Genomic DNA, 19,765 nt, shown 5'->3' with positions numbered 1-19,765 from the left:
TCTCCTTTCATCTTATCATTTCAATATAGAAAGGAGGAATTAATATTGAATTATCTCTTACTTCGTTACAATAAACCTATTTTTATTAGATTGTGTGGTGAATTATTAACCCGAACGACTGAATCTATGTTAGCTCTCATTATGATTATTTACGTCAATAAAATGTTAAACGGCAATGTAATAATAACTATGCTAATTTTCGGATTACAGCCACTTTCAGACATTTTATTTACACTTATTGCTGGAGGAATTACTGATAAATATGGCCGAAAAAAGATTATGTTACTCGGATTATTACTACAAGGTGTTGCAATCGGCAGTTTCGTTTTCGCTCAATCTGTTTATATATTTGCACTGTTATATGTCATTAATGGTATTGGCCGTTCCTTATACATTCCAGCTCAGCGTGCACAAATTGCTGATTTAACAAAACAAGAGCAGCAAGCAGAAATTTTTGCTCTCCTACAAACGATGGGAGCAATCGGATCCGTAGTCGGCCCTTTAATCGGTGCAAGTTTTTATAATACTCACCCAGGATATTTATTTATCGTGCAAAGTGTAACTCTTACGATATATGCTGTTGTTGTTTGGACCCAGCTCCCAGAAACTGTTCCAACTATAAGTAAGTCAAAACAAACAGTGGAGGCAAGTTCACCAAAGCAATTTGTTTTTAAACATTACGCCATATTCGGTCTTATGGTTTCTACACTTCCTATTAGCTTTTTTTATGCACAAACTGAGACGAATTATCGTATTTTTGCAGAACATGTATTTCCTAATCTCGTATTCATACTCGCATTTATTTCAACATGCAAAGCCATTTTGGAAATCATTCTACAAATCTTCCTCGTAAAATGGTCTGAACGATTTTCTATGGCGAAAATCATCCTTATTTCTTACGCCTGCTATACAATAGCTGCAGTTGGCTTTAGTTATTCAACGACGATATTGTCGTTATTCTTCACCTTACTCTTTTTAGTCATTGGAGAAAGTATTGCTCTAAACCATTTATTACGATTCGTTTCAGAAATTGCACCTCATGATAAACGTGGTTTATATTTTTCAATTTACGGTATACACTGGGATATATCTCGAACGTGTGGACCAATTATTGGTGCAGTTATATTAAGTAAGTTAAATGGAAGTATACTGTTTTATATTTGTGCTAGCTTCTTATTAGTTGGAGGTATTGTTCAAGCGCTATTTGTTCAAAGTTTGGAACGTAAAAAAATCGTGAACCATCCTACACATAATTTATAGGTTACTACTTTTCAGTAGATCAATATTTCTTATTGGATGAATATTAAAAAACAAAAGTGAAGTATTTCGCATATGAAAGTATGTTTTATATGACAGGAGACGTTCTTTGTTTACAACTAAAAACACCTCACTTCAAGAAAGTGAGGTGTTTTTGAAATCACTTAATTTCTTATCCTGCCATTTTATTAATACTATCCTCTGGCGAAAATACGGAAATATGATCGACCTTACCAGTCGATTTTGGAATGACAAATTTCAATTCATACTGGTTATTTACTTTGTATACATATATTTTATCTTCACCATTCTCTTTAACTGAAGATGGTTTTCCTAATGCTTTTTCAATTTCTTGTAATGTAATCAATTTTAGTTCTGCATGATATGAGCGTACATCAAAAACTTGTGACCCTTTATTAAATCCGAAAACAATATTTTTATTTGTAAAAGTTGCGTACATTCCGTTCCCTGCATATTCGGTTTTATTTGCTTTCCCCCACGCTTTTTCAATTTCTTCAATATCCCCTGTATGGGCTCCAAATGGCACATTAGGTACCTTTCCTTCTTTTGCTAGTTCAAACAAATCTTTAACGTGGTTAATTGATTTTTGATTAAGTGTTCTATTTTTCGAATCTGGGTCAGGCGATGGTTTTGTTGTGTTTTCATTGCTTGGTTTTGCTTCAGGATTTTTCTGTTCTTCTGAAGAATTGCTTTGCTCATTTTTATTATTTTCCAAGGTTGGATTTGTTTCCTTTTTTTCGTCTGTCCCTTTACATGCGACTAGCGCAAACATACATGTAAACACCAAAAATAACATAACTATTTTTAAATATATTTTCATCATTTTTACCCCCTATTGTATTTTATTCATTTCGATAATCAACCGGATGCGAAGTATAGTATTAATTAAGGACTTCTAATTCTAAATCGTCACTTTCCCATAATTTCAAAAAACTTGGAATTATATTGTTAATCACTGTATTCATCTCCTTATTTAAACCTTCTCTTCTCAATGATAATATCCTCTATCTATAGCTGAAAATATGCCGTCACAACAGCTCCTTGAAACAGAAAAAAACCAGTAGGAAGTGATTACTCTTTTCCTACTGGTTGAAATGAAATTAAACGGTAAATCTTAGTTTCTTAAAAAATGTAGCGATAGTGCTTTTTACAGTTTCAAAATTATAAGCAAATGTATTATCTCCACTTAATGATGAAATACATGTTAAACCTGCAGCTTTAATAAAAGCTTTTACATCTACAAGCATAGAATTAGCCTCCATGAATTTAATTACAATCATTATAACAGGTGTTTTACGATACTAACATGAAAGTAATAAATAATCCTACTTAATAAATAAATTTCTATTATTAATTTATCCCGCTATTTGCCGGGCAGTAAGATCCCCACTTCGAAGCAAAGAAGTTAGATGGGGGTAAGAGCTGCCCGTAAAAGCCCGATTGGTAGGGCTAATAATCAGTGGGGATGAACCACCCACTGATTAAAGCTTCACTTTATTTAGCTCAAAGTACACCATTTCAATGTCATATAAAAAAGCTGCCCAAAAGGACAGCTTTAAATATGTATATTACACTTCAATTGACTTACCGTCTTCAACAATATGATAAAGTAAGTGAGCTAAATGATGAATTGGACCATATTCTTCTTCTTCCTCATCTGTTTCACCTTGGTATTCCAGATCATTTAAGTATAGTGCTAAAAATTGATAGTATAGTTTTAAATCAAATCCATAACACGCAGTTGGTTCTTCATGATCCCCTTCATATTGTAACATTAAGTATTGATCATTTCCTTCTACATCTTCTGCATCAAAGAATACGAAGAAGCCAACGTTTGTATCTAAATCAAATAAATGACGAGTACCTTTTTCAGTTGCTTTATTGAAGTCCTCTTCACTTAATTTATGTACTGTTGTCGCTTTTGCATTATCTTCTTGATGGAAATTTACTGTAAATGATTTCAATGCTGACACCTCCTGATTGTATAATACTAGCATAACATATAAAAAGGACTGCTTACAAATGTAAACAGTCCTTACATTCATTTTCGCATTGCTCGTAATAAGAAGCTTACGATGAAAATTAAAATAATCGCACCGATTAAAGCTGGAATAATTGCATATCCGCCAATGACTGGACCAAAACTACCAAGTAATTTCGAACCAACCCAAGAACCGATAATACCAGCAATAATATTACCAATTACACCACCAGGTACGTCCTTTCCAGTAATTAAGCTCGCAAGCCATCCTAATATACCACCGACGATTAAAGACCAAATCATATAATAACCTCCTTTACATTTCACCAATCAAAATATAATTAGAAACAATTGCTTACCATTAGTTATGTGACATTTTTCATAAGTTATTCATGTTGTTCAACTTTAAGATTTATGAGAATAATACACACAGATTAAACCTTTTTTGAACTAACGATTTATCCGACTTGTTATTACACACATTAAGAACAATCTGGCTTCAATATTGTTCGCATAAACTCTTCTTTAAAAGCTGCATAGTTAAAACCAACAGCAATTCTTTGAATCGGCCGATCATCAAACCTTGTTGGCTCAGCTATTTTTCTAAAGTCTGCTACACTTTGGCCCCTAGTCACATCATTTGTCGTACTAATCCACACTGCCGATTTTTTATATTCGAAAATACTGTCATTTATAAACGAGATAAACGGTAGTAAATCGTGTATAGGACTTCCACCAATACCCGGATATTCTTTTTTATAGAAATTCTCATAATAAAAATCAATCATTGGTTTAATGAGTTTCGCCTGTCCAGTTCCTTGTTTATCTATTATATTGGCCATTTCAGGCGTAATAAGCGCGCCCTGTGTTACATTTAACGGGTATATGCTAGCGTTTTTCGCATATTTCATAACAATATTTGCTGCAATTGGATCACCATAAAAATTCGCTTCAGATACTGGTGTAACATTACCTGAAAATAGGAAAGCGCCGCCCATTATATAATACGAACAAATACGATCCATTATATTTGGATACAATAAAAATAACGTAGCAAGCGTCGTTAGTCTCCCTGTCGCCACAATTATAATATCTTCTGGACAAGGTTCGATTAATTTGATTAATTCACAAAAATTTTCTCGTTTACAAATTCTCATCTCAGGTGGAATAATAGGACCTAAACCGTGATCCCCGTGGATTTCAGGGAAAAACAAAGGCTCTTCAGCTGTCATCGGTCTACTCGCACCTTCAATAATTTTCACTTGTGTAGCATAGTACCTTTCTAAAAAATAAACATTTTCCGTAACGATATCTCGTGATACATTCCCGTACTCAGCAACAATACCTAGAATATCTAATTTACATGTTTTATTTGCATAAATTAACGCTACGGCGTCATCAATACCAAAGTCTCCAAAAAAGATAATTTTCTTATTAACTATTCTCACCCCTCTTCAGCATAATCTACTATTATTATTATGTGAAAAAGACAAGGCGGTGAAACAGCGCAAACTAAAAAAGCCGCCTATTTATTGGCGACTTCAATCTTTTTATAAGACAAATATGCAAGTACATTTTTACTTGAATCGTATTTCGGGTTATTTCCTTTTCTCGGCTCTCTCATATGTGTCTTTTCAAATCCAGGAATGTCTGGCATTTTCCCCATAAATTCAAGCATTTCTTCCTCAGTACCTTCAATGCGTACACGAATCATTATAACTATTCCTCAATTCTCAGTTTCTCTGTACTAAGTATATCGTACTTCAGAAAGACTGCAACACATTTATCTTTTTAACGTTGTACTTTTTTTACATATAAACATAGCCATTTCAGTATAGAACGATTCTACTTTATTATTTTTAAATTGAATATTAAAATATCCCTTCATTTCGTTTGGTGCTTTCATCATACATTCTGTTAATTTTTCACGCTTTTGTAAAGGGACATCCATCATATTACACCACCAGTCAAAATCAAACTTCTTATCAAAAGTAAGACATGACTGCATTTGCAAACCGTTTTTTTCTAATAAAGTAAGCCATTCTGTCTTTTTTAGAGCTCGTTCATGACTTGGGTCACGCTTTTTTTCTATAAAATTATAAAATGTATCATATTCATTATTTTCTGGCGAAACATTATCTATTAAGATGAATAATCCATTATCCTCCAACGTACGATTTACTTCATAAATAAATTGAGCCGGACTCGTAAAATGATGGGCTGCAATCCGGCATGTAATTGTATCAAAAAAATGGTCTGCAAATGGTAAATTCTCTGCATTTCCTGCTACAAAAGATACATTTTCATGACCATTCTGCTTTATAAAAACTTTTGCTTTTTCTAACATCTGTTCTGTTAAATCAAGTGCAACTACTTCTTCAAACATAGGTGCTAACATATTTGCCACATGCCCGCCACCAGTAGCAACATCAAGAAGACGATTATTATGACGAGACTCAACTTGTTGAACTACATATTGTAAATCCAGTCCTTTAGCATGTATTTTACTATTTACATATTTATCTGCATTGCTGCCAAACTGTTTTTTCACAAGCTCTTCTTTACTCATATTATCATCTTCTTTCTATTGTTATTTACATATACGACTCATATAATTATTACAATTCTCTTCATGTATTTTCAAATCCTCTTTTCATCTCACTTCTTATCATATTACCTTTCATTAAAATAATATAATTTTGCATTTTATTATTAAACAAAAAAAGGCTATGGGAGCTTCCCCCCTAACCTGAATAAATATTTACTACATTTTTATTTCTTCGTATATATCTATATAATATAAATCCTCTTTCAACTTCATAATAACATCTACTTCGTTATAAGTAGCCTCACGAGCATGTAAACCAAATTGATCCATACCAATCCATATCCACCCAGGTGTAAGATATAAAACATCTATATTAAAATAATCTAACTTAGTAAGCTCCGATGTAATAAATTTATCTTTATTAGCGATTTGTTTATCTATTAAACCGTATTCTTTTCCATTTTCAAATAGCGATATAAATTTCCCTACAATCGGATGTTCACGAACAATAAAATGATATTCTTTTTCTTCTATATTTACCACAATCAAACGAGAAACAGATAAATCAGGCCCTGAATTCGACATATTTGTTTATTCACCTCCTTATATAGGCTTCTTAAATATGATAACAAATGAATATTCAAATTAAGTTAATATAATGTAAAAAATAAAAAGACTGATTTCCCTTTAGAAATCAGCCTTTATAATTTGATCAACTTTATTCTTTTACAAATTATTATAATGTTTCTTTTTCCTCATCATTTCCAGAAACTAAATTTCCTATAGCATCTGCTGTTACTTCCACTACAAATTCACAAATACCAGCTACAACTTCTCCAAGTATTTCATCCATCTTTTTACCCCCTTATTTTATGTAACCTATTTGCATTATAGAAGAAATTGGTAAATACAAACTATCGAAAAAGGTGACATAAACCTTACAGAATTGTAAGCTCTTTTATCCCTTTACTTATCCCCTTTGAAACTCCAAGTATTTTTAGCAGACATATAAGCCATCATAATATGAAGCAAGTAATAATCTAGTGTCAGGAGGCGTTTAATATGTATTACGTAAAATTAATTAAAGGTCAATCTTTCTACGCTTTTGATCATCGTTTCTTAGTGTCTGAAGAAGAAGAGGTTTCAGAGAAAATTTATAATTACTTACGACGTAATGAATTTTTTGAAGTACGTAAAGAAGAATATTCTGCTTAATTACAAAAAGCATTAAGAAAAATATCATCTTATGTGGAACACACGAATATTCATTAACTGTAGAAAACCTTACTAGTGGTGCAAGCGCAGAAGTTGTTGGCCCACTATCTTTTAGCGCTTTAGCTATTGGTCAAGAGCGTAAATGTTGCTAAGTGAATCTAATATTTAATTTTGTACTTGAGAAAAGCGAGGCGTAGTTATACGTTCTTGCTTTTTTATATGTACCTTTACTTTCTATTAGCTTTAATCATAAATTTTTTACGTTTTGATTCACTTATTTCATCAATTAACACATCAAATTTTTGACAAATCAAAAAGATTGAAATCCAATTATGAAACACGTAATATAGACTCTGACTCTAAAAAAGTTCGTATAAAAATACTACATAAATAAGGAGGTTTTATATACGAGTTTTTCATTTTAAAAGACGGAGAGGTTTTATGTTATGTGGCGTAATAAAAACGTTTGGATTGTTTTAATTGGGGAGTTTATTGCAGGTCTAGGATTATGGCTTGGTATTCTTGGCAACCTTGAATTTATGCAAAAATATGTCCCTTCTGATTTCATGAAATCAGTTATATTATTTATCGGACTATTAGCCGGTGTTCTAGTTGGACCTATGGCTGGCCGTGTCATCGATCAGTATGAAAAGAAAAAAGTTCTTCTTTACGCTGGGTTTGGTCGAGTTTTAAGTGTTATTTTCATGTTTTTTGCTATTCAATTTGAAAGTATCGCATTTATGATCGCATTTATGGTTGCTCTTCAAATCTCAGCAGCATTTTATTTCCCTGCATTACAATCTGTAATTCCACTCATCGTACGTGAGCATGAGTTATTACAAATGAACGGTGTACATATGAATGTTGGTACAATCGCTCGTATTGCAGGTACTTCACTAGGTGGAATTCTTTTAGTTGTGATGAGTTTACAGTACATGTATGCCTTCTCAATGGCAGCATACGCCTTATTATTCCTCTCGACTTTCTTCCTACAATTCGAAGACAAGAAATCAACAATACCTAGTAAACAAGCTGCAAAAGATAATAGCTTTATGGAAGTATTTCGTATTTTAAAAGGAATTCCTATTGCTTTTACAGCACTTATATTAAGTATCATCCCTCTATTATTTATAGCTGGGTTTAATTTAATGGTTATTAACATTAGCGAAATGCAACATGATCCTACGATTAAAGGGTTCATATATACAATTGAAGGTGTCGCATTTATGTTAGGTGCCTTCGTAATTAAACGTCTATCTGATCATTTCAAACCTGAAAAATTACTATATTTCTTCGCAGTTTGTACTGCTTTTGCACATCTGTCATTGTTCTTTAGCGATATAAAATGGATGGCTCTTACATCATTTGGTTTATTTGGGTTTAGTGTTGGCTGCTTCTTCCCTATTATGTCGACGATTTTCCAAACGAAAGTGGAAAAAAGTTATCACGGTCGCCTCTTCTCATTCCGTAATATGTTTGAGAGGGTTATGTTCCAAATCGTCTTACTTGGCACAGGCTTCTTCTTAGATACAATTGGGTTACAATATATGGTTCTCATCTTCGGAGTCGTTTCATTATTGATTATTTCTATTTCCCTTTCTAAGCAGAAACATTATGAAAAACAGCATTCGCAATCTGCGAATTTATAAAATAAACAAAGAAGTATGGATCTAATATTGAATCCATACTTCTTTGCTTTATAATACGCCTATTTATTACGTTTATTGAAATTACCTAAAGGAGTATCCCCCTTTTATTTTGAATAGATTATAAAAAGTACTCTTTATAAAAGGAGTGGTAAAATGTCTGATGGCATCGAAGTATTTATTATCCTGCTCTTTGCAATTGTTCTGTTTAGCATCCTAAACTTTTTAGCCATTTCCTTATCTGGACATAGTTTAAAAAAAAGAATCGTGGCAGGTTTCATATTTTTACTACTGACTCCCATTATCTTTTTGACTATCGCAACATTTGCTTCTATATTCGATAAAGCAGGATTTGGCGCAGGTACGTTAGCCTTTATGATTGCAAGCGTATATATATTAAATGGAATAGTAATTCTGCTTTCCTCTTTATTTATCCTCAAAAAAGACATAACATAGGCTATAGTACTAGCATGAATCTGACTTTACACTAGATTCATGCTTATTTAATTTCTCCTAAATTTTTATATGAAATTAAATAATTCTTTAAAAAAATTTAAACTTTATTTATTATAATATCCCTATCGTATTCGCACGTTTATTCAAATTTAAAAGAAAGGAGCACAAAATGAAAAAGGTTCTACTTACAATTCCTATACTAATCATCCTACTTAGTGGATGCAGCAATAACGATATATACGGTTCTTGGGAAGTCGTTGACAATAAAAAAGGTGAATGCCCTGTATATTATAAATTTGAAACAGTTGTCAAAAAAGAAAATAAAGAGGAAATTGTGCAAAACTTAGTAGAAATGCAAACAACAAAGAATAAAGACGATTTATATAAAGGCTCATTTGTCAAAAATTCTAATGTATATCACATTGATTATGGTAATTCATTTACATCGGACCAAACTTTAAAAGTTGTCGACGGTACATTAAATGTATACTTTTTGACAGCCGAAAAATTATGCACATATAAAAAGAAATGATTACATTTCAGAGGAGACGCAGAAAATATTTTCTGCGTTATTTCACTTTAGAAATCGTCCACAAAAATAGCCCTTGTTTTCGTATTCTTTTTCATTCAAAACATGAGAAATATACTTAATAAAAGCTAGAAAATACCTTAAGTTATATAAAATGAATCATATAATACACATTTCAATTAATATATCTACGCTATTTACATCGTTACTTTTCAAAATAGGATAATCCTCCCTCTAAATTTGTCAATCGTTTTAATTTTCATAAAAAAATGATAAAATGTAAACATGTGTTTTCAGAATAATTAAAAATGCAGAATGAAAGCACTGTTTTAGGAGGGGTTTTGATGACTTACACGTTAGCAACTAGAATGAAAGCATTCCAATCTTCTATATTTAGTGAATTAGGAGCCTATAAAAAAGAAAAAATTGCAGCAGGTCATAACATGATTGATTTGAGCATCGGAAATCCTGATATGCCGCCCGCTGATTTTGTAAGAGAAACAATGGTACATACAGCGATTGAAAAAGAGAGCTACGGGTATACATTATCCGGTATTCAAGAATTTCACGAAGCTGTAACTGAATATTACAACAACACTCATAACGTTTTATTAAATGCGGATAAAGAAGTTTTATTATTAATGGGTTCACAAGACGGGCTCGTTCATTTACCTATGGTTTATGCAAATCCAGGTGATATTATATTAGTTCCTGATCCAGGATATACAGCTTATGAAACAGGTATTCAAATGGCCGGTGCAACATCTTACTACATGCCTTTAACGAAAGAGAATGATTTCTTACCAGACTTAGAAGTCATCCCTGAAGAAATTGCCGATCAAGCGAAGATGATGATTTTAAACTTCCCAGGGAATCCCGTTCCAGCAATAGCTCATGAAGATTTCTTTAAAGAAGTAATCGCATTCGCGAAAAAGCATAATATTATCGTTGTCCATGATTTTGCTTATGCTGAATTTTATTTCGATGGTAATAAGCCAATTAGCTTTCTCTCTGTACCTGGTGCTAAAGAAGTTGGTGTAGAAATCAATTCTTTGTCAAAAAGTTATAGTTTAGCAGGTAGCCGTATTGGATATATGATTGGAAACGAAGAAATTGTTCGTGCACTTACTCAATTTAAATCTAATACCGATTACGGTGTATTTTTACCAATTCAAAAAGCGGCATCTGTAGCACTAAGAAATGGCGCTGCATTTTGTGAGAAAAACCGCGATATTTATCAAGAACGGAGAGATACTTTAGTCGATGGATTCCGAACATTTGGCTGGAATGTCGATAAGCCAGCTGGTAGTATGTTTGTCTGGGCTGAAATTCCACAAGGATGGACTTCTCTAGACTTCGCTTATGCATTAATGGATCGTGCGAATGTCGTTGTTACACCTGGTCATGCATTTGGACCTCATGGAGAAGGCTTCGTACGTATTGCACTCGTTCAAGATAAAGAAGTTTTGCAACAAGTTGTTGAAAATATTAGAAATAGCGGCATTTTCGTCCTTGAAAAAGTAGATGAATTAGTTAAAAATTAGTTCCCACTCCCCTGCTTAACTTTAGCAGGGGTATTATTAATTGGAGGTACTTTCATATGCATATTAAAGACACGCTTCCCCATCGTTATCCATTTTTAATGATTGATAAAGTAACAAATGTAAAACAAGGTGAATCCGTTACAGGATATAAACTCATTACAAATAACGAATGGTTTATAAATGATAGTCAAAAACATATGCCTCATATGTTAATTGTAGAATCACTTGCCCAGCTTAGTGCATTTGTACATACAAGTGATTCTGAAGGACTAGGATTCCTCTCCTCTTTAGATGGAGTTGAATTCCACGGAAAAGCATATCCCGGTGATAAACTTGATTTACATTATGAGCTAACGCGCAATCGCCGAGGTTTTATTCTTGGTAAAGGTATTGCAACTGTAAACGACCAGCCTATTGTAACTATAGAAAAACTATTAATATATCAAGCAGATTAAAGTGTTCCTTATATCAGTTGGAAATATCTATTCTCAACCAATTAAGTAAATAGGAAAACATATTACGTAGTTAGGAGCAGGAAAATGGAACGCACTATCGGTATCGATGCTGGAGGCACATTAACGAAAATAGCTTATTTTAACGAAAAAAAGCTATTAACTTTTGAAAAATTTTATTCGCATGAACAACATAAAATAATAGATTGGATTAAAAACAACAATGGCATAAAACAAATATGTATTACGGGTGGTAAATCGAAACTATTACAGCAACTGCTTACAGGTTCATATAAAATAATAGAGCTAAGCGAATTTGAAGCTACTCTTGCAGGTGTCCAATTCATATTAAAAGAAGAACAACATACTATAAACAATTTTATTTTAACCAATATCGGTACAGGTACTTCTATCCATTATGTTTATAATGAACAATATATTCGCGCTGGTGGAACCGGAGTTGGCGGTGGGACTATTATGGGACTCTCAAAATTGTTAACAAATATAGATCATTTTGAAGATATAATACCTCTAACAAAAGTAGGATCTAGAAAAGAACTAGATATTACGGTTGGAGATATTTATGGTGGTATTCTTTCCCCTATCGATAATAACTTAACTGCTAGTAACTTCGGAAAAGCAGCCATTACAGAATCAAATAATAGTAGCTCCGATATACTAGCTACTGTACAAGGACTTGTCGGTGAAGTCGTTACTGCATTAAGCCTTCAATTCGCTGAAACAAAAAACATTGAACATATTATTTATATTGGTTCGACTTTATGTAATAACGTACAACTTCAACATATTATTAGTAGCTACACCGAATATCAAAATAAAATACCAATCTTTTTACAAGATGGTGGTAATAGCGGTGCAATTGGTGCATTACTTCATGCTACGAAATAAAAAGCTGACTTTTGTCAGCTTTTTAGAAATGGCACTTCAAATTCAATAATTGATTCCCCGTTCTCTCCAATTCGCTCCACGCTTATTCTATCAATCAAACAATTTAACTTCCCATGAAAACTAGGAATCTCCTTCACTACTTCAGCAGCTAATTCGGCACTTTCTTTTCTTCCGACTGTTACATGCGGGATGTACGGAATGTCTTCTTTCAAAAATTGTAATAAAGGTCCTGTATACAGGCTATCATGTAGTTCTTCTATTTGTTTTCTTCCTCTATCAACTTCTAAAAACAAATAGTTCCCTACGCTAGTGATACGATTTGCAAACTCAATTTCAATTTTGCCTCCCCCTTTTGATACATTAAAAATATGAGATTTTAATTCATCATTTGAAATATTACTCTTAAATGGAAATACGATTGTTATATGCGGTGGAATTAATCCAAATAAAGGATCATGTTTATGTCTAATGTTCTCTATTTTGTCGATGAACATGTTGTTTAGAAAAAGTAAAATTGTACGCATTTTTATCCCCTCAACTTTTCCTCATTATAATATGTATCATATTCTATGACAGCCTGCCCTTCAACAACTTGTTTTGCTTACCTATAAAAACAAAAAAACTTCTCAAATGAGAAGTTTTCATATAGCATAATTATTATTTTCCCGCCAAACTTTCCTAAACTTATACTTTGAACTGTTCCACCACCGGGTAAATGATTAACAATTGCAACCACATCTGAATTATTACCAACGTATGTCCCAGTATATTTCTTAAAATCATCTGACCTAACATCATATATATCTTTTATTCTTTCTCCGTTAGAACAAGCCGCAATGAATAAAAAAATTGTTAGCATAACGATCATGTTATGATGCATATATTTCATTTAGCATCCCCCATTTTTATCGATATTTCGTTAATTACAATATTTACTTTCAAATCCCTTTTTAAATATACGCATTTTAATCAAAATTAAAAATTTTCATTTTTTATGTTTACAATTATCCATTAATTGTATATACTTACTAACGTAAGAAAAAAATTCTAAAAGGAGGTCGAAGGAAATGATGAAATTACAATTACATGCATTAACTTTAGCGTTAACTGCACCTGTGTTTTCTGGACAATTAAATATGAATTCGACCACCCTAATGGAGAATTGAAAATCGTACTTTATTTCATTTAATTCATAAATTCGCCACAGGAGGTCGTATACTTTCCTGTGGCTTTTTCACGCCCAGCCATAGGAGAACTGTATCTTCCTGTGGTTTTTTTGCGCGATTTTTTAGTCTCTTACATTATTTTTCTAAGAAAGGAGCAACATTCAATGACTATTAGCGTATTGTTTTTAAGTATTACGATTCAAAGAAATACAATTTCCAAAGATGAAATTCTTCATAATGAGCAAATTGAAAAAGCTATGAATGATGTTAAGGAGCGCCAAGCACTTTACTGTGATCACCTGTAATTCCTTTTCGAAAGGAGGAATTCATTTATGACTTTTCATATTTTCTTTTTTACGACTGCACTTCAAAAAAATACTTTATCTGAAACTGAAATCAATCGTAAACAACAGTTAAAACAACTGACTGATAAAATAACTGACATTAAAAGTTCATACTACACTCAAATGTATTAAAAATATATTTTAAAGGGGTAATATATTCATGAAATTTAAAGCATTCTTTTTAACAATCACTATTCAAAAACGTAAGCTCTCACAGAAAGAGATTTTATGTGAACAACACATTCAAAATATTATGGACGAAGTAAAAGAGCGTCAATCTTCTTATTACACTCGTCTTTTCTAAATCACTTATAAAGGGGTAATTATTTTATGAAATTTAAAGTATTCTTTTTAACCATTACCATTCAAAAAAAAAAATTTTCCGAGTCTGAAATGCTTCATGAGCGACAAATTAATCAGGCTATGAATTCTGTAAAAGAAAGACAAAGTCATTACTGTAGTCACCTATAATTTCTTATTACACTCGTTTTTTCTAAATCATTTATAAAGGGGCAATTATTTTATGAAATTTAAAGTATTCTTTTTAACCATTACCATTCAAAGAAATAAATTTTCTGAGTCTGAAATGCTTCATGAACGACAAATTAATCAGGCTATGAATTCTGTAAAAGAAAGACAAAGTCATTACTGTAGTCATCTGTAATTCCAATTCGAAAGGAGGAATTCACATATGAAGTTTCACCTTTTCTTTTTAACGATTACGATTCAAAAAGAAACAATATCTCAAAATGAATTAAAACAAGAAAGACAATATAAACAAGTTATTGATGAAATTCGAGATCGTAGAAGCAAGTACTACACTCACCTTTAATCGTTTAACTATATAGAATTGAAAGGAGTCGATTATGATGTTGATAGCACGCTGTAAGGAAATGATTTGGATAGTTCAGAGGGATTCCACATAGTTTTATAGAGCTTATATCACACAAGTTTATCACTGAATTTGATGTATAAAAAATATATAATAAAATCAAATCAACACACTTTTAATTATTTATTTATAAACAAAAGATACACCACTTAAAAAGCGGTGTATCTTCCTCAGTTTTTACTATTTTCGGTTACTTCTCTTCGTCTTAAACAATCTCACTAAGTTCGAAACAACTGTTTTTGTTACTGCATAAACTGGTACTGCTAAAATCATTCCGATGATTCCAGCAAAGTTACCTACCCCTAAAATTAGGATAATAATTGTTAATGGGTGGATGTTTAATTTCGAGCTCATAATACGTGGTGAAATAATATTACTTTCAAACTGTTGTACAATTGTTACGATAATAATTACGTATAAGGCTTGCATCGGAGATACGAACAGTCCTACAATAACAGCTGGTGCTGCTCCGATAAATGGACCTAAGTTAGGAATGATGTTTGTAAATGCTGCAATAATTCCTAAAACGAAAGCGTACGGTAAATCGATAATTAAATAACCGATAAAAGTAAACGCACCTACAAATATACAAACAAGCGCTTGCCCTTGAATATATGCAGATAATGTTTCATTCGTTTCCTTAATGATACGAAGCCCCTCTTCACGGTAAGACTCTGGTAATAAACTTACCGCTTTTCCTGGAAAGGCATGTCCATCTTTAAACATGTAAAATAAAATGAACGGTACAGTAAATACAACTAATGCAACGTTCGTGATAATACCAAATAAAGCCGTTGCACTCGACGTAATTGTATTTGGTATATCTTTTAAGTATTCAATCGCATTTTTTTCAATTGTTTCAATGGAAACGTAGTTTTGTGTAGATAACCATTCAAACAACCTATGATGTGATAATTCTTGTATGTATACTTTTCCTTCTTTTATGTAGCCTGGCATATTTTTTACCAAGTCCATTAGCTGTTGTGAAATCGTAGGAACAACTACTCCAACGCCAACCGCAGTTAATGTTATGATAAAAAGATATAACAGCAATATCGCTAAATTTCTAGGTACTTTTTTATTCTCCAAAAAGATTAATACAGGATTAAATATGAAGTATAAAAAAAGCGCGATTAAGATTGGGAAAAATAATGTTGATATGAAGATACCAATCGGTTGAAATAAAAATGATATTTTTGTGCAAATAAATATGATTCCTACAACCATTAGCACTTCTAATGTCCAAAAGTGCACTTTTGATTTCAAAAAAATGGCCTCCTTTAAACTAGCACTTCTCTTCATTGTACCAAAATAAGTATGAATTTCACATAATATTTTCCTTTACAATATTCCAAAATACCAATAAATACACTACAATGAGATTACATACAAATTTGCAGGTAAAGGTGATAAAAATGACACAATGCATCATTTGCAGAAAAGATACGAAAGAACTTAGTGAACAATATGTCATTCCAGAAATATTATGTGGATATTATTTCACAAACTCAATTTGTGATACTTGTCATGAACAAATGACAACAAATATTGATCGTCCTTTAATTAGGCATAAATTGAGTCAATTTAAGATTGAACAAATGAAAAGACAAATTGATTCCCCACTCTATACGAATGAGCACGGTGAGGAACTTGCGGCTGCTGAGACTGATGTTGTCGAAGTAAGCGACGAAATTCTTTATTCTAATGCATTAATTATGAAACTATGTAAAAAGCACGATATTTCCTTACATAATGAAATTTGGAAAGAGGAACGTGTAACGAAAGTAGCCAGTTCTATTCAACGTGAATTGCTATTGGATAACCGTAAATATAAAATGAGTGTATTAAAAATGGCTTATACATTCGCTGTACAAACAGTTGATGGCTACTTTGAAGATCAAGATGCAATTGATATTTCTACCATTCTCTCAAATGCAGATTTCGTGGAACTAAAAGAAAAAAGCATTGTACGTGATTTAAGCAAAAGTTCTTTATGGAATACGCTAAATACAAGTAGTGAAAATCATTACTTTATTTTACTTAGCGATAAAGACGGCCTGTTTTGCTTCATTCGTTTGTTTGACATCTTTGATGTTGTCGTTCATTTATCAGAAAAAAGATTTGACCTTCCATCGCCGATTGTCGGTGTAAATAATGTGAATACGCAGAAATTTTATGTCCAAAGTTTAAAACAGTATATGGATGGGCTGTTTAAAGAAAAAGCACCTACTATATAACAGAAACCAGAACATACGGTCTCCTTTCTTGATGAAAAGACACTGTGTTATAATGAGTATGAAAAGAACAATACAATCACATAAACCAATTATAAATTGTATATAAATAAAAAAGACTAGTGTGCGGCTACACACTAGTCCACGTAACTTAGCAGATTGGATTGTTCATTTATCCTATTTGTTTCTTACAAACAAAACAACCCACATTCTATAGGCATAGGTGGGTTGTTATTTTTTGAGCTTGTCTATTAAAACGACGACGAACGTTAACAATGCAACGAGAAACAGTCCACCCTGCAGTAGCAACGCTATTTCACTCACGTATTATCACCCCCCTCCTACTCGGAGAAGTGATAATTGAACAACCAACCGCACCTTAAGTTACCCTTTAATTTTACCATATTTTCTAATAATTTACGATGAAAACCCGCAAGCGAATAACTTGCGGGTTTTTTATCCCGTATTAACAGGCAGTAATCAAAATGAAGCAATAAATAAGTGAAACTTTATTTCTCACTATTTTTTTAATGCATATGCATCAGCAATCATTTCACCAACAATTTTATTTTCTTCTTTCTTCTCGTCTTTCAATAATGGGAATAACAATTCTGCCACTTCATACGCTTCTTCTAAATGCGGATATCCTGATAAAACAAACGTATCAATTCCTAACGATTCATATTCTTTTATCCTTTCTGCTACTGTATGCGGATCGCCTACAAGTGCAGTACCTGCCCCACCTCTTACAAGTCCGATTCCAGCCCATAAATTAGGGCTTATCTCTAACGACTCTCTCGTACCTTTATTTAAATGGGTCATCCGTTTTTGACCAACCGAATCATATCTTGTAAATGTCTTTTGAGCAAGCTCAATTGTTTCATTATCCACATATTGAATTAAACGTTCTGCCTCTTCCCATGCTTCTTCTTCTGTTTCTCTTACAATTACGTGTAATCTAATGCCAAATCGCACTGTACGCCCCTTCTCTTCTGCAAGTTTTCTTACTTCTTCTATTTTCTCTTTCACTTGCTCTGGCGGCTCTCCCCACGTTAAATATACATCACTATGTTCAGCTGCTACTTCTTTTCCAGCAGCTGACGATCCTCCGAAATATATAGGAGGATAGGGTGTTTGAACTGGTGGGAATACAACTTTACTATCTGTAACTTTAATATGTTTTCCTTCTAAAGAGATCGTTTCACCTTGCAATGTCGATTTCCAAACTTTTAAAAATTCATCCGCTGCTTCATATCTTTCATCATGATCAAGATATAATCCATCTCCTTGTAGTTCAACTGGATCTCCTCCAGCTACTACATTGATAAGCAGCCTCCCATGTGAAATTCTATCAAATGTAGATGCCATCCTCGCTGCAACTGTAGGGGACATTAGTCCTGGTCTCACTGCTACTAAAAATTTTAGTTTTTCTGTTTCAGCAGCAAGAGCTGAAGCTAACACCCAAGGGTCTTCACATCCTTGACCAGTTGGAAGTAAAACACCCGTATATCCTAAATAATCAGCTGCCGCAGCAACTTGCTTATAATAATCATATTCAGCTGCTCTTCCTCGTTTTGTCGTTCCTAAATATCGACCATCTCCATAAGCCGGAATAAACCATAATAATTCCATACCTTTACACACCCCTTATTTATTTTGAATCGTATACTAACACATTCTATATAAATTACCCCTAATAATTTATATGCTAATTCCCTGTCTCACCTTTAAAGTTATCTCGCCATCTTAAAAACTTCACTTCTAGTAAACGTACAAGAGAGTCAGAAAACTTCCCAACAAATGCAAAGATAATTATGCCGACAAATACGATATCTGTATTTGAAAATTGCCTTGCATCCATAATCATATAGCCAATACCTTCTGTAGACCCCATAAGTTCTGCTACTACTAAACTCACCCACGCAACACCTAACGATAACCTTGCTCCTAGTAAAAGGTTAGGCAATGCAGCTGGTAAAATTAGTTTCGTGATTAATTTTCTTTTACTAAACTCTAACACTCTCGCAACATCAAATAACTTTGAATCCACACCTCTAATACCTAAAAATGCGTTTACGTATAAAGGAAAAAATGCACCATCTGCAATTAATAACACTTTTGATGTTTCACCAAAACCGAACCATAATACGAAAAGCGGCGCAACAGCTAAATGAGGTACAGTTCTTAACATTTGCACAGATGGGTCTAAATATTGCTCACTTCTCGTTGAAAATCCAACAATCGTTCCTAAAATGATTCCTAAGCCCCCACCAATAAAGAAACCAGCCGCAGCCCTGAATACACTAATACTTAAATGGCCGAATAACTCTCCTGTTTTAATAAGCTCTTGGAAAGCTAGAAAAATATCTAATGGTGTTGGTAAAACTGTTTTAGAAACAAGACCGAATACGCCAGCCAACTGCCAAATTATTAATATAATAACCGGTATAGTAATCGCCCTTACTAAAACTTTTACATTTAACTTTCGTACCTTCTTTATGCCATTTTTCTTAATCGTTATACTCGCTGGTTTCATAACAGCTTTCGTATTTTCCACTTTACAAAACCTCT

The 19,765-nt window shown here is 32.9% G+C and carries 28 protein-coding genes and 2 pseudogenes; 16 read left to right on the top strand and 14 right to left on the bottom strand.

Annotated features, from left to right (window positions below; translation table 11 throughout):
• The first annotated feature begins 45 nt into the window (after nucleotides 1-45).
• On the top strand, nucleotides 46-1,260 hold the full coding sequence (locus tag MKY38_RS07990) for an MDR family MFS transporter (RefSeq protein WP_070180220.1): 1,215 nt from the start codon (nucleotides 46-48) through the stop codon (nucleotides 1,258-1,260).
• 169 nt (nucleotides 1,261-1,429) lie between these two features.
• On the opposite strand, the gene MKY38_RS07985 is transcribed toward MKY38_RS07990, so the two are convergent.
• The 8 genes from MKY38_RS07985 to MKY38_RS07950 form a co-directional block, all read right to left on the bottom strand.
• Nucleotides 1,430-2,101: a YjgB family protein gene (locus MKY38_RS07985; protein WP_114555532.1), complete on the bottom strand. Its 672-nt coding sequence runs from the start codon at nucleotides 2,099-2,101 to the stop codon at nucleotides 1,430-1,432.
• A gap of 277 nt (nucleotides 2,102-2,378) precedes the next feature.
• Nucleotides 2,379-2,525, bottom strand: a complete 147-nt coding sequence (locus MKY38_RS07980) for a hypothetical protein (protein WP_000959551.1) — start codon at nucleotides 2,523-2,525, stop codon at nucleotides 2,379-2,381.
• A gap of 321 nt (nucleotides 2,526-2,846) precedes the next feature.
• Nucleotides 2,847-3,242, bottom strand: coding sequence for a cytosolic protein (locus tag MKY38_RS07975; RefSeq protein ID WP_065224496.1), 396 nt, complete (start codon nucleotides 3,240-3,242; stop codon nucleotides 2,847-2,849).
• A gap of 77 nt (nucleotides 3,243-3,319) precedes the next feature.
• Nucleotides 3,320-3,562: a GlsB/YeaQ/YmgE family stress response membrane protein gene (locus tag MKY38_RS07970; protein ID WP_000638306.1), complete on the bottom strand. Its 243-nt coding sequence runs from the start codon at nucleotides 3,560-3,562 to the stop codon at nucleotides 3,320-3,322.
• A 179-nt stretch (nucleotides 3,563-3,741) separates the two neighbouring features.
• Nucleotides 3,742-4,707, bottom strand: a complete 966-nt coding sequence (locus tag MKY38_RS07965) for a nucleoside hydrolase (RefSeq protein ID WP_341048632.1) — start codon at nucleotides 4,705-4,707, stop codon at nucleotides 3,742-3,744.
• Nucleotides 4,708-4,784: 77 nt separating this feature from the next.
• Entirely contained in the window at nucleotides 4,785-4,973 is a 189-nt protein-coding gene (locus tag MKY38_RS07960) for a DUF3970 family protein (protein WP_000621885.1), read from the bottom strand.
• A 69-nt stretch (nucleotides 4,974-5,042) separates the two neighbouring features.
• A complete protein-coding gene (locus MKY38_RS07955; protein ID WP_000031305.1) occupies nucleotides 5,043-5,828 on the bottom strand; it encodes a class I SAM-dependent methyltransferase in 786 nt (261 codons plus the stop codon).
• 195 nt (nucleotides 5,829-6,023) lie between these two features.
• Nucleotides 6,024-6,392, bottom strand: a complete 369-nt coding sequence (locus tag MKY38_RS07950) for a hypothetical protein (protein ID WP_000071478.1) — start codon at nucleotides 6,390-6,392, stop codon at nucleotides 6,024-6,026.
• Between the two features lie 477 nt (nucleotides 6,393-6,869).
• On the opposite strand from MKY38_RS07950, the gene MKY38_RS07945 reads away from it, so the two are divergent.
• The 8 genes and pseudogenes from MKY38_RS07945 to coaW all read left to right on the top strand — a co-directional run bounded on the left by MKY38_RS07945 (nucleotide 6,870) and on the right by coaW (nucleotide 12,558).
• Nucleotides 6,870-7,022: a YqbF domain-containing protein gene (locus MKY38_RS07945; RefSeq protein WP_000291905.1), complete on the top strand. Its 153-nt coding sequence runs from the start codon at nucleotides 6,870-6,872 to the stop codon at nucleotides 7,020-7,022.
• 35 nt (nucleotides 7,023-7,057) lie between these two features.
• Nucleotides 7,058-7,174: pseudogene (gene exsC, locus MKY38_RS29280) on the top strand (exosporium protein ExsC); the annotation flags it as partial.
• A gap of 294 nt (nucleotides 7,175-7,468) precedes the next feature.
• The gene (locus MKY38_RS07940; protein ID WP_065224498.1) at nucleotides 7,469-8,671 is read left to right on the top strand and encodes an MFS transporter; all 1,203 of its coding nucleotides are present in this window, start codon (nucleotides 7,469-7,471) and stop codon (nucleotides 8,669-8,671) included.
• 153 nt (nucleotides 8,672-8,824) lie between these two features.
• Nucleotides 8,825-9,124 (top strand): hypothetical protein, encoded by a 300-nt coding sequence (locus MKY38_RS07935; RefSeq protein WP_001279458.1) that lies wholly within the window; start codon nucleotides 8,825-8,827, stop codon nucleotides 9,122-9,124.
• Between the two features lie 169 nt (nucleotides 9,125-9,293).
• Nucleotides 9,294-9,656, top strand: a complete 363-nt coding sequence (locus MKY38_RS07930) for a hypothetical protein (protein WP_065224499.1) — start codon at nucleotides 9,294-9,296, stop codon at nucleotides 9,654-9,656.
• Nucleotides 9,657-9,997: 341 nt separating this feature from the next.
• Nucleotides 9,998-11,197 carry an LL-diaminopimelate aminotransferase gene (locus MKY38_RS07925; RefSeq protein ID WP_070180222.1) on the top strand — a complete coding sequence of 400 codons (1,200 nt, stop codon included), beginning with the start codon at nucleotides 9,998-10,000 and terminating at the stop codon, nucleotides 11,195-11,197.
• 56 nt (nucleotides 11,198-11,253) lie between these two features.
• Nucleotides 11,254-11,652, top strand: coding sequence for a 3-hydroxyacyl-ACP dehydratase FabZ family protein (locus MKY38_RS07920; protein ID WP_000547659.1), 399 nt, complete (start codon nucleotides 11,254-11,256; stop codon nucleotides 11,650-11,652).
• Between the two features lie 84 nt (nucleotides 11,653-11,736).
• A complete protein-coding gene (gene coaW / locus MKY38_RS07915) occupies nucleotides 11,737-12,558 on the top strand; it encodes a type II pantothenate kinase (protein ID WP_065224502.1) in 822 nt (273 codons plus the stop codon).
• A gap of 14 nt (nucleotides 12,559-12,572) precedes the next feature.
• Here coaW and MKY38_RS07910 read toward each other — a convergent pair whose 3' ends face one another.
• The gene (locus MKY38_RS07910; protein WP_341048631.1) at nucleotides 12,573-13,082 is read right to left on the bottom strand and encodes a 2'-5' RNA ligase family protein; all 510 of its coding nucleotides are present in this window, start codon (nucleotides 13,080-13,082) and stop codon (nucleotides 12,573-12,575) included.
• A gap of 155 nt (nucleotides 13,083-13,237) precedes the next feature.
• A pseudogene (locus MKY38_RS07905) lies at nucleotides 13,238-13,447 on the bottom strand (DUF4825 domain-containing protein); the annotation flags it as partial.
• A 441-nt stretch (nucleotides 13,448-13,888) separates the two neighbouring features.
• Between MKY38_RS07905 and MKY38_RS07900 the strand changes: the two are divergent.
• From MKY38_RS07900 to MKY38_RS07875, 6 genes are read left to right on the top strand one after another with little or no spacing between them, the layout of a single operon-like run.
• A complete protein-coding gene (locus tag MKY38_RS07900; RefSeq protein WP_000156193.1) occupies nucleotides 13,889-14,029 on the top strand; it encodes a YrzI family small protein in 141 nt (46 codons plus the stop codon).
• Nucleotides 14,030-14,056: 27 nt separating this feature from the next.
• Nucleotides 14,057-14,200, top strand: coding sequence for a YrzI family small protein (locus MKY38_RS07895; protein WP_000142708.1), 144 nt, complete (start codon nucleotides 14,057-14,059; stop codon nucleotides 14,198-14,200).
• 28 nt (nucleotides 14,201-14,228) lie between these two features.
• The gene (locus tag MKY38_RS07890; RefSeq protein WP_065224505.1) at nucleotides 14,229-14,372 is read left to right on the top strand and encodes a YrzI family small protein; all 144 of its coding nucleotides are present in this window, start codon (nucleotides 14,229-14,231) and stop codon (nucleotides 14,370-14,372) included.
• A gap of 26 nt (nucleotides 14,373-14,398) precedes the next feature.
• Entirely contained in the window at nucleotides 14,399-14,539 is a 141-nt protein-coding gene (locus tag MKY38_RS07885; RefSeq protein WP_065224506.1) for a YrzI family small protein, read from the top strand.
• 52 nt (nucleotides 14,540-14,591) lie between these two features.
• Nucleotides 14,592-14,732: a YrzI family small protein gene (locus tag MKY38_RS07880; protein WP_000669816.1), complete on the top strand. Its 141-nt coding sequence runs from the start codon at nucleotides 14,592-14,594 to the stop codon at nucleotides 14,730-14,732.
• 27 nt (nucleotides 14,733-14,759) lie between these two features.
• Nucleotides 14,760-14,900 (top strand): YrzI family small protein, encoded by a 141-nt coding sequence (locus tag MKY38_RS07875; RefSeq protein ID WP_000668497.1) that lies wholly within the window; start codon nucleotides 14,760-14,762, stop codon nucleotides 14,898-14,900.
• Nucleotides 14,901-15,140: 240 nt separating this feature from the next.
• On the opposite strand, the gene MKY38_RS07870 is transcribed toward MKY38_RS07875, so the two are convergent.
• On the bottom strand, nucleotides 15,141-16,226 hold the full coding sequence (locus MKY38_RS07870; protein ID WP_000837892.1) for an AI-2E family transporter: 1,086 nt from the start codon (nucleotides 16,224-16,226) through the stop codon (nucleotides 15,141-15,143).
• Between the two features lie 149 nt (nucleotides 16,227-16,375).
• On the opposite strand from MKY38_RS07870, the gene MKY38_RS07865 reads away from it, so the two are divergent.
• Nucleotides 16,376-17,197 (top strand): HNH endonuclease, encoded by an 822-nt coding sequence (locus tag MKY38_RS07865; protein ID WP_000189715.1) that lies wholly within the window; start codon nucleotides 16,376-16,378, stop codon nucleotides 17,195-17,197.
• A gap of 228 nt (nucleotides 17,198-17,425) precedes the next feature.
• Here the strand turns inward: MKY38_RS07865 and MKY38_RS07860 are convergent, their stop codons facing one another.
• The 3 genes from MKY38_RS07860 to MKY38_RS07850 form a co-directional block, all read right to left on the bottom strand.
• The gene (locus MKY38_RS07860) at nucleotides 17,426-17,518 is read right to left on the bottom strand and encodes a putative holin-like toxin (RefSeq protein WP_001289320.1); all 93 of its coding nucleotides are present in this window, start codon (nucleotides 17,516-17,518) and stop codon (nucleotides 17,426-17,428) included.
• A 195-nt stretch (nucleotides 17,519-17,713) separates the two neighbouring features.
• Entirely contained in the window at nucleotides 17,714-18,826 is a 1,113-nt protein-coding gene (ssuD, locus tag MKY38_RS07855) for an FMNH2-dependent alkanesulfonate monooxygenase (RefSeq protein ID WP_065224507.1), read from the bottom strand.
• Nucleotides 18,827-18,902: 76 nt separating this feature from the next.
• Nucleotides 18,903-19,751 carry an ABC transporter permease gene (locus MKY38_RS07850; protein WP_000432134.1) on the bottom strand — a complete coding sequence of 283 codons (849 nt, stop codon included), beginning with the start codon at nucleotides 19,749-19,751 and terminating at the stop codon, nucleotides 18,903-18,905.
• Nucleotides 19,752-19,765 lie beyond the last annotated feature (14 nt).

Source organism: Bacillus sp. FSL R5-0585 (assembly GCF_038004545.1).
GTDB classification, from domain to species: Bacteria; Bacillota; Bacilli; order Bacillales; family Bacillaceae_G; genus Bacillus_A; species Bacillus_A cereus.
Note: the sequence above shows the minus strand (reverse complement) of the source record. Positions and strands in the feature narration are given on the sequence as shown.

Bases quoted from the DNA above. Each gene is read 5' to 3' on its own strand.
- MKY38_RS07985 (WP_114555532.1), bottom strand. From the start codon at position 2,101: ATGATGAAAATATATTTAAAAATAGTTATGTTATTTTTGGTGTTTACA.
- MKY38_RS07980 (WP_000959551.1), bottom strand. From the start codon at position 2,525: ATGCTTGTAGATGTAAAAGCTTTTATTAAAGCTGCAGGTTTAACATGT.
- MKY38_RS07970 (WP_000638306.1), bottom strand. From the start codon at position 3,562: ATGATTTGGTCTTTAATCGTCGGTGGTATATTAGGATGGCTTGCGAGC.
- MKY38_RS07960 (WP_000621885.1), bottom strand. From the start codon at position 4,973: ATGATTCGTGTACGCATTGAAGGTACTGAGGAAGAAATGCTTGAATTT.
- MKY38_RS07955 (WP_000031305.1), bottom strand. From the start codon at position 5,828: ATGAGTAAAGAAGAGCTTGTGAAAAAACAGTTTGGCAGCAATGCAGAT.
- MKY38_RS07950 (WP_000071478.1), bottom strand. From the start codon at position 6,392: ATGTCGAATTCAGGGCCTGATTTATCTGTTTCTCGTTTGATTGTGGTA.
- MKY38_RS07945 (WP_000291905.1), top strand. From the start codon at position 6,870: ATGTATTACGTAAAATTAATTAAAGGTCAATCTTTCTACGCTTTTGAT.
- MKY38_RS07940 (WP_065224498.1), top strand. From the start codon at position 7,469: ATGTGGCGTAATAAAAACGTTTGGATTGTTTTAATTGGGGAGTTTATT.
- MKY38_RS07935 (WP_001279458.1), top strand. From the start codon at position 8,825: ATGTCTGATGGCATCGAAGTATTTATTATCCTGCTCTTTGCAATTGTT.
- MKY38_RS07930 (WP_065224499.1), top strand. From the start codon at position 9,294: ATGAAAAAGGTTCTACTTACAATTCCTATACTAATCATCCTACTTAGT.
- MKY38_RS07925 (WP_070180222.1), top strand. From the start codon at position 9,998: ATGACTTACACGTTAGCAACTAGAATGAAAGCATTCCAATCTTCTATA.
- MKY38_RS07920 (WP_000547659.1), top strand. From the start codon at position 11,254: ATGCATATTAAAGACACGCTTCCCCATCGTTATCCATTTTTAATGATT.
- coaW (WP_065224502.1), top strand. From the start codon at position 11,737: ATGGAACGCACTATCGGTATCGATGCTGGAGGCACATTAACGAAAATA.
- MKY38_RS07910 (WP_341048631.1), bottom strand. From the start codon at position 13,082: ATGCGTACAATTTTACTTTTTCTAAACAACATGTTCATCGACAAAATA.
- MKY38_RS07900 (WP_000156193.1), top strand. From the start codon at position 13,889: ATGACTATTAGCGTATTGTTTTTAAGTATTACGATTCAAAGAAATACA.
- MKY38_RS07895 (WP_000142708.1), top strand. From the start codon at position 14,057: ATGACTTTTCATATTTTCTTTTTTACGACTGCACTTCAAAAAAATACT.
- MKY38_RS07890 (WP_065224505.1), top strand. From the start codon at position 14,229: ATGAAATTTAAAGCATTCTTTTTAACAATCACTATTCAAAAACGTAAG.
- MKY38_RS07885 (WP_065224506.1), top strand. From the start codon at position 14,399: ATGAAATTTAAAGTATTCTTTTTAACCATTACCATTCAAAAAAAAAAA.
- MKY38_RS07880 (WP_000669816.1), top strand. From the start codon at position 14,592: ATGAAATTTAAAGTATTCTTTTTAACCATTACCATTCAAAGAAATAAA.
- MKY38_RS07875 (WP_000668497.1), top strand. From the start codon at position 14,760: ATGAAGTTTCACCTTTTCTTTTTAACGATTACGATTCAAAAAGAAACA.
- MKY38_RS07865 (WP_000189715.1), top strand. From the start codon at position 16,376: ATGACACAATGCATCATTTGCAGAAAAGATACGAAAGAACTTAGTGAA.
- ssuD (WP_065224507.1), bottom strand. From the start codon at position 18,826: ATGGAATTATTATGGTTTATTCCGGCTTATGGAGATGGTCGATATTTA.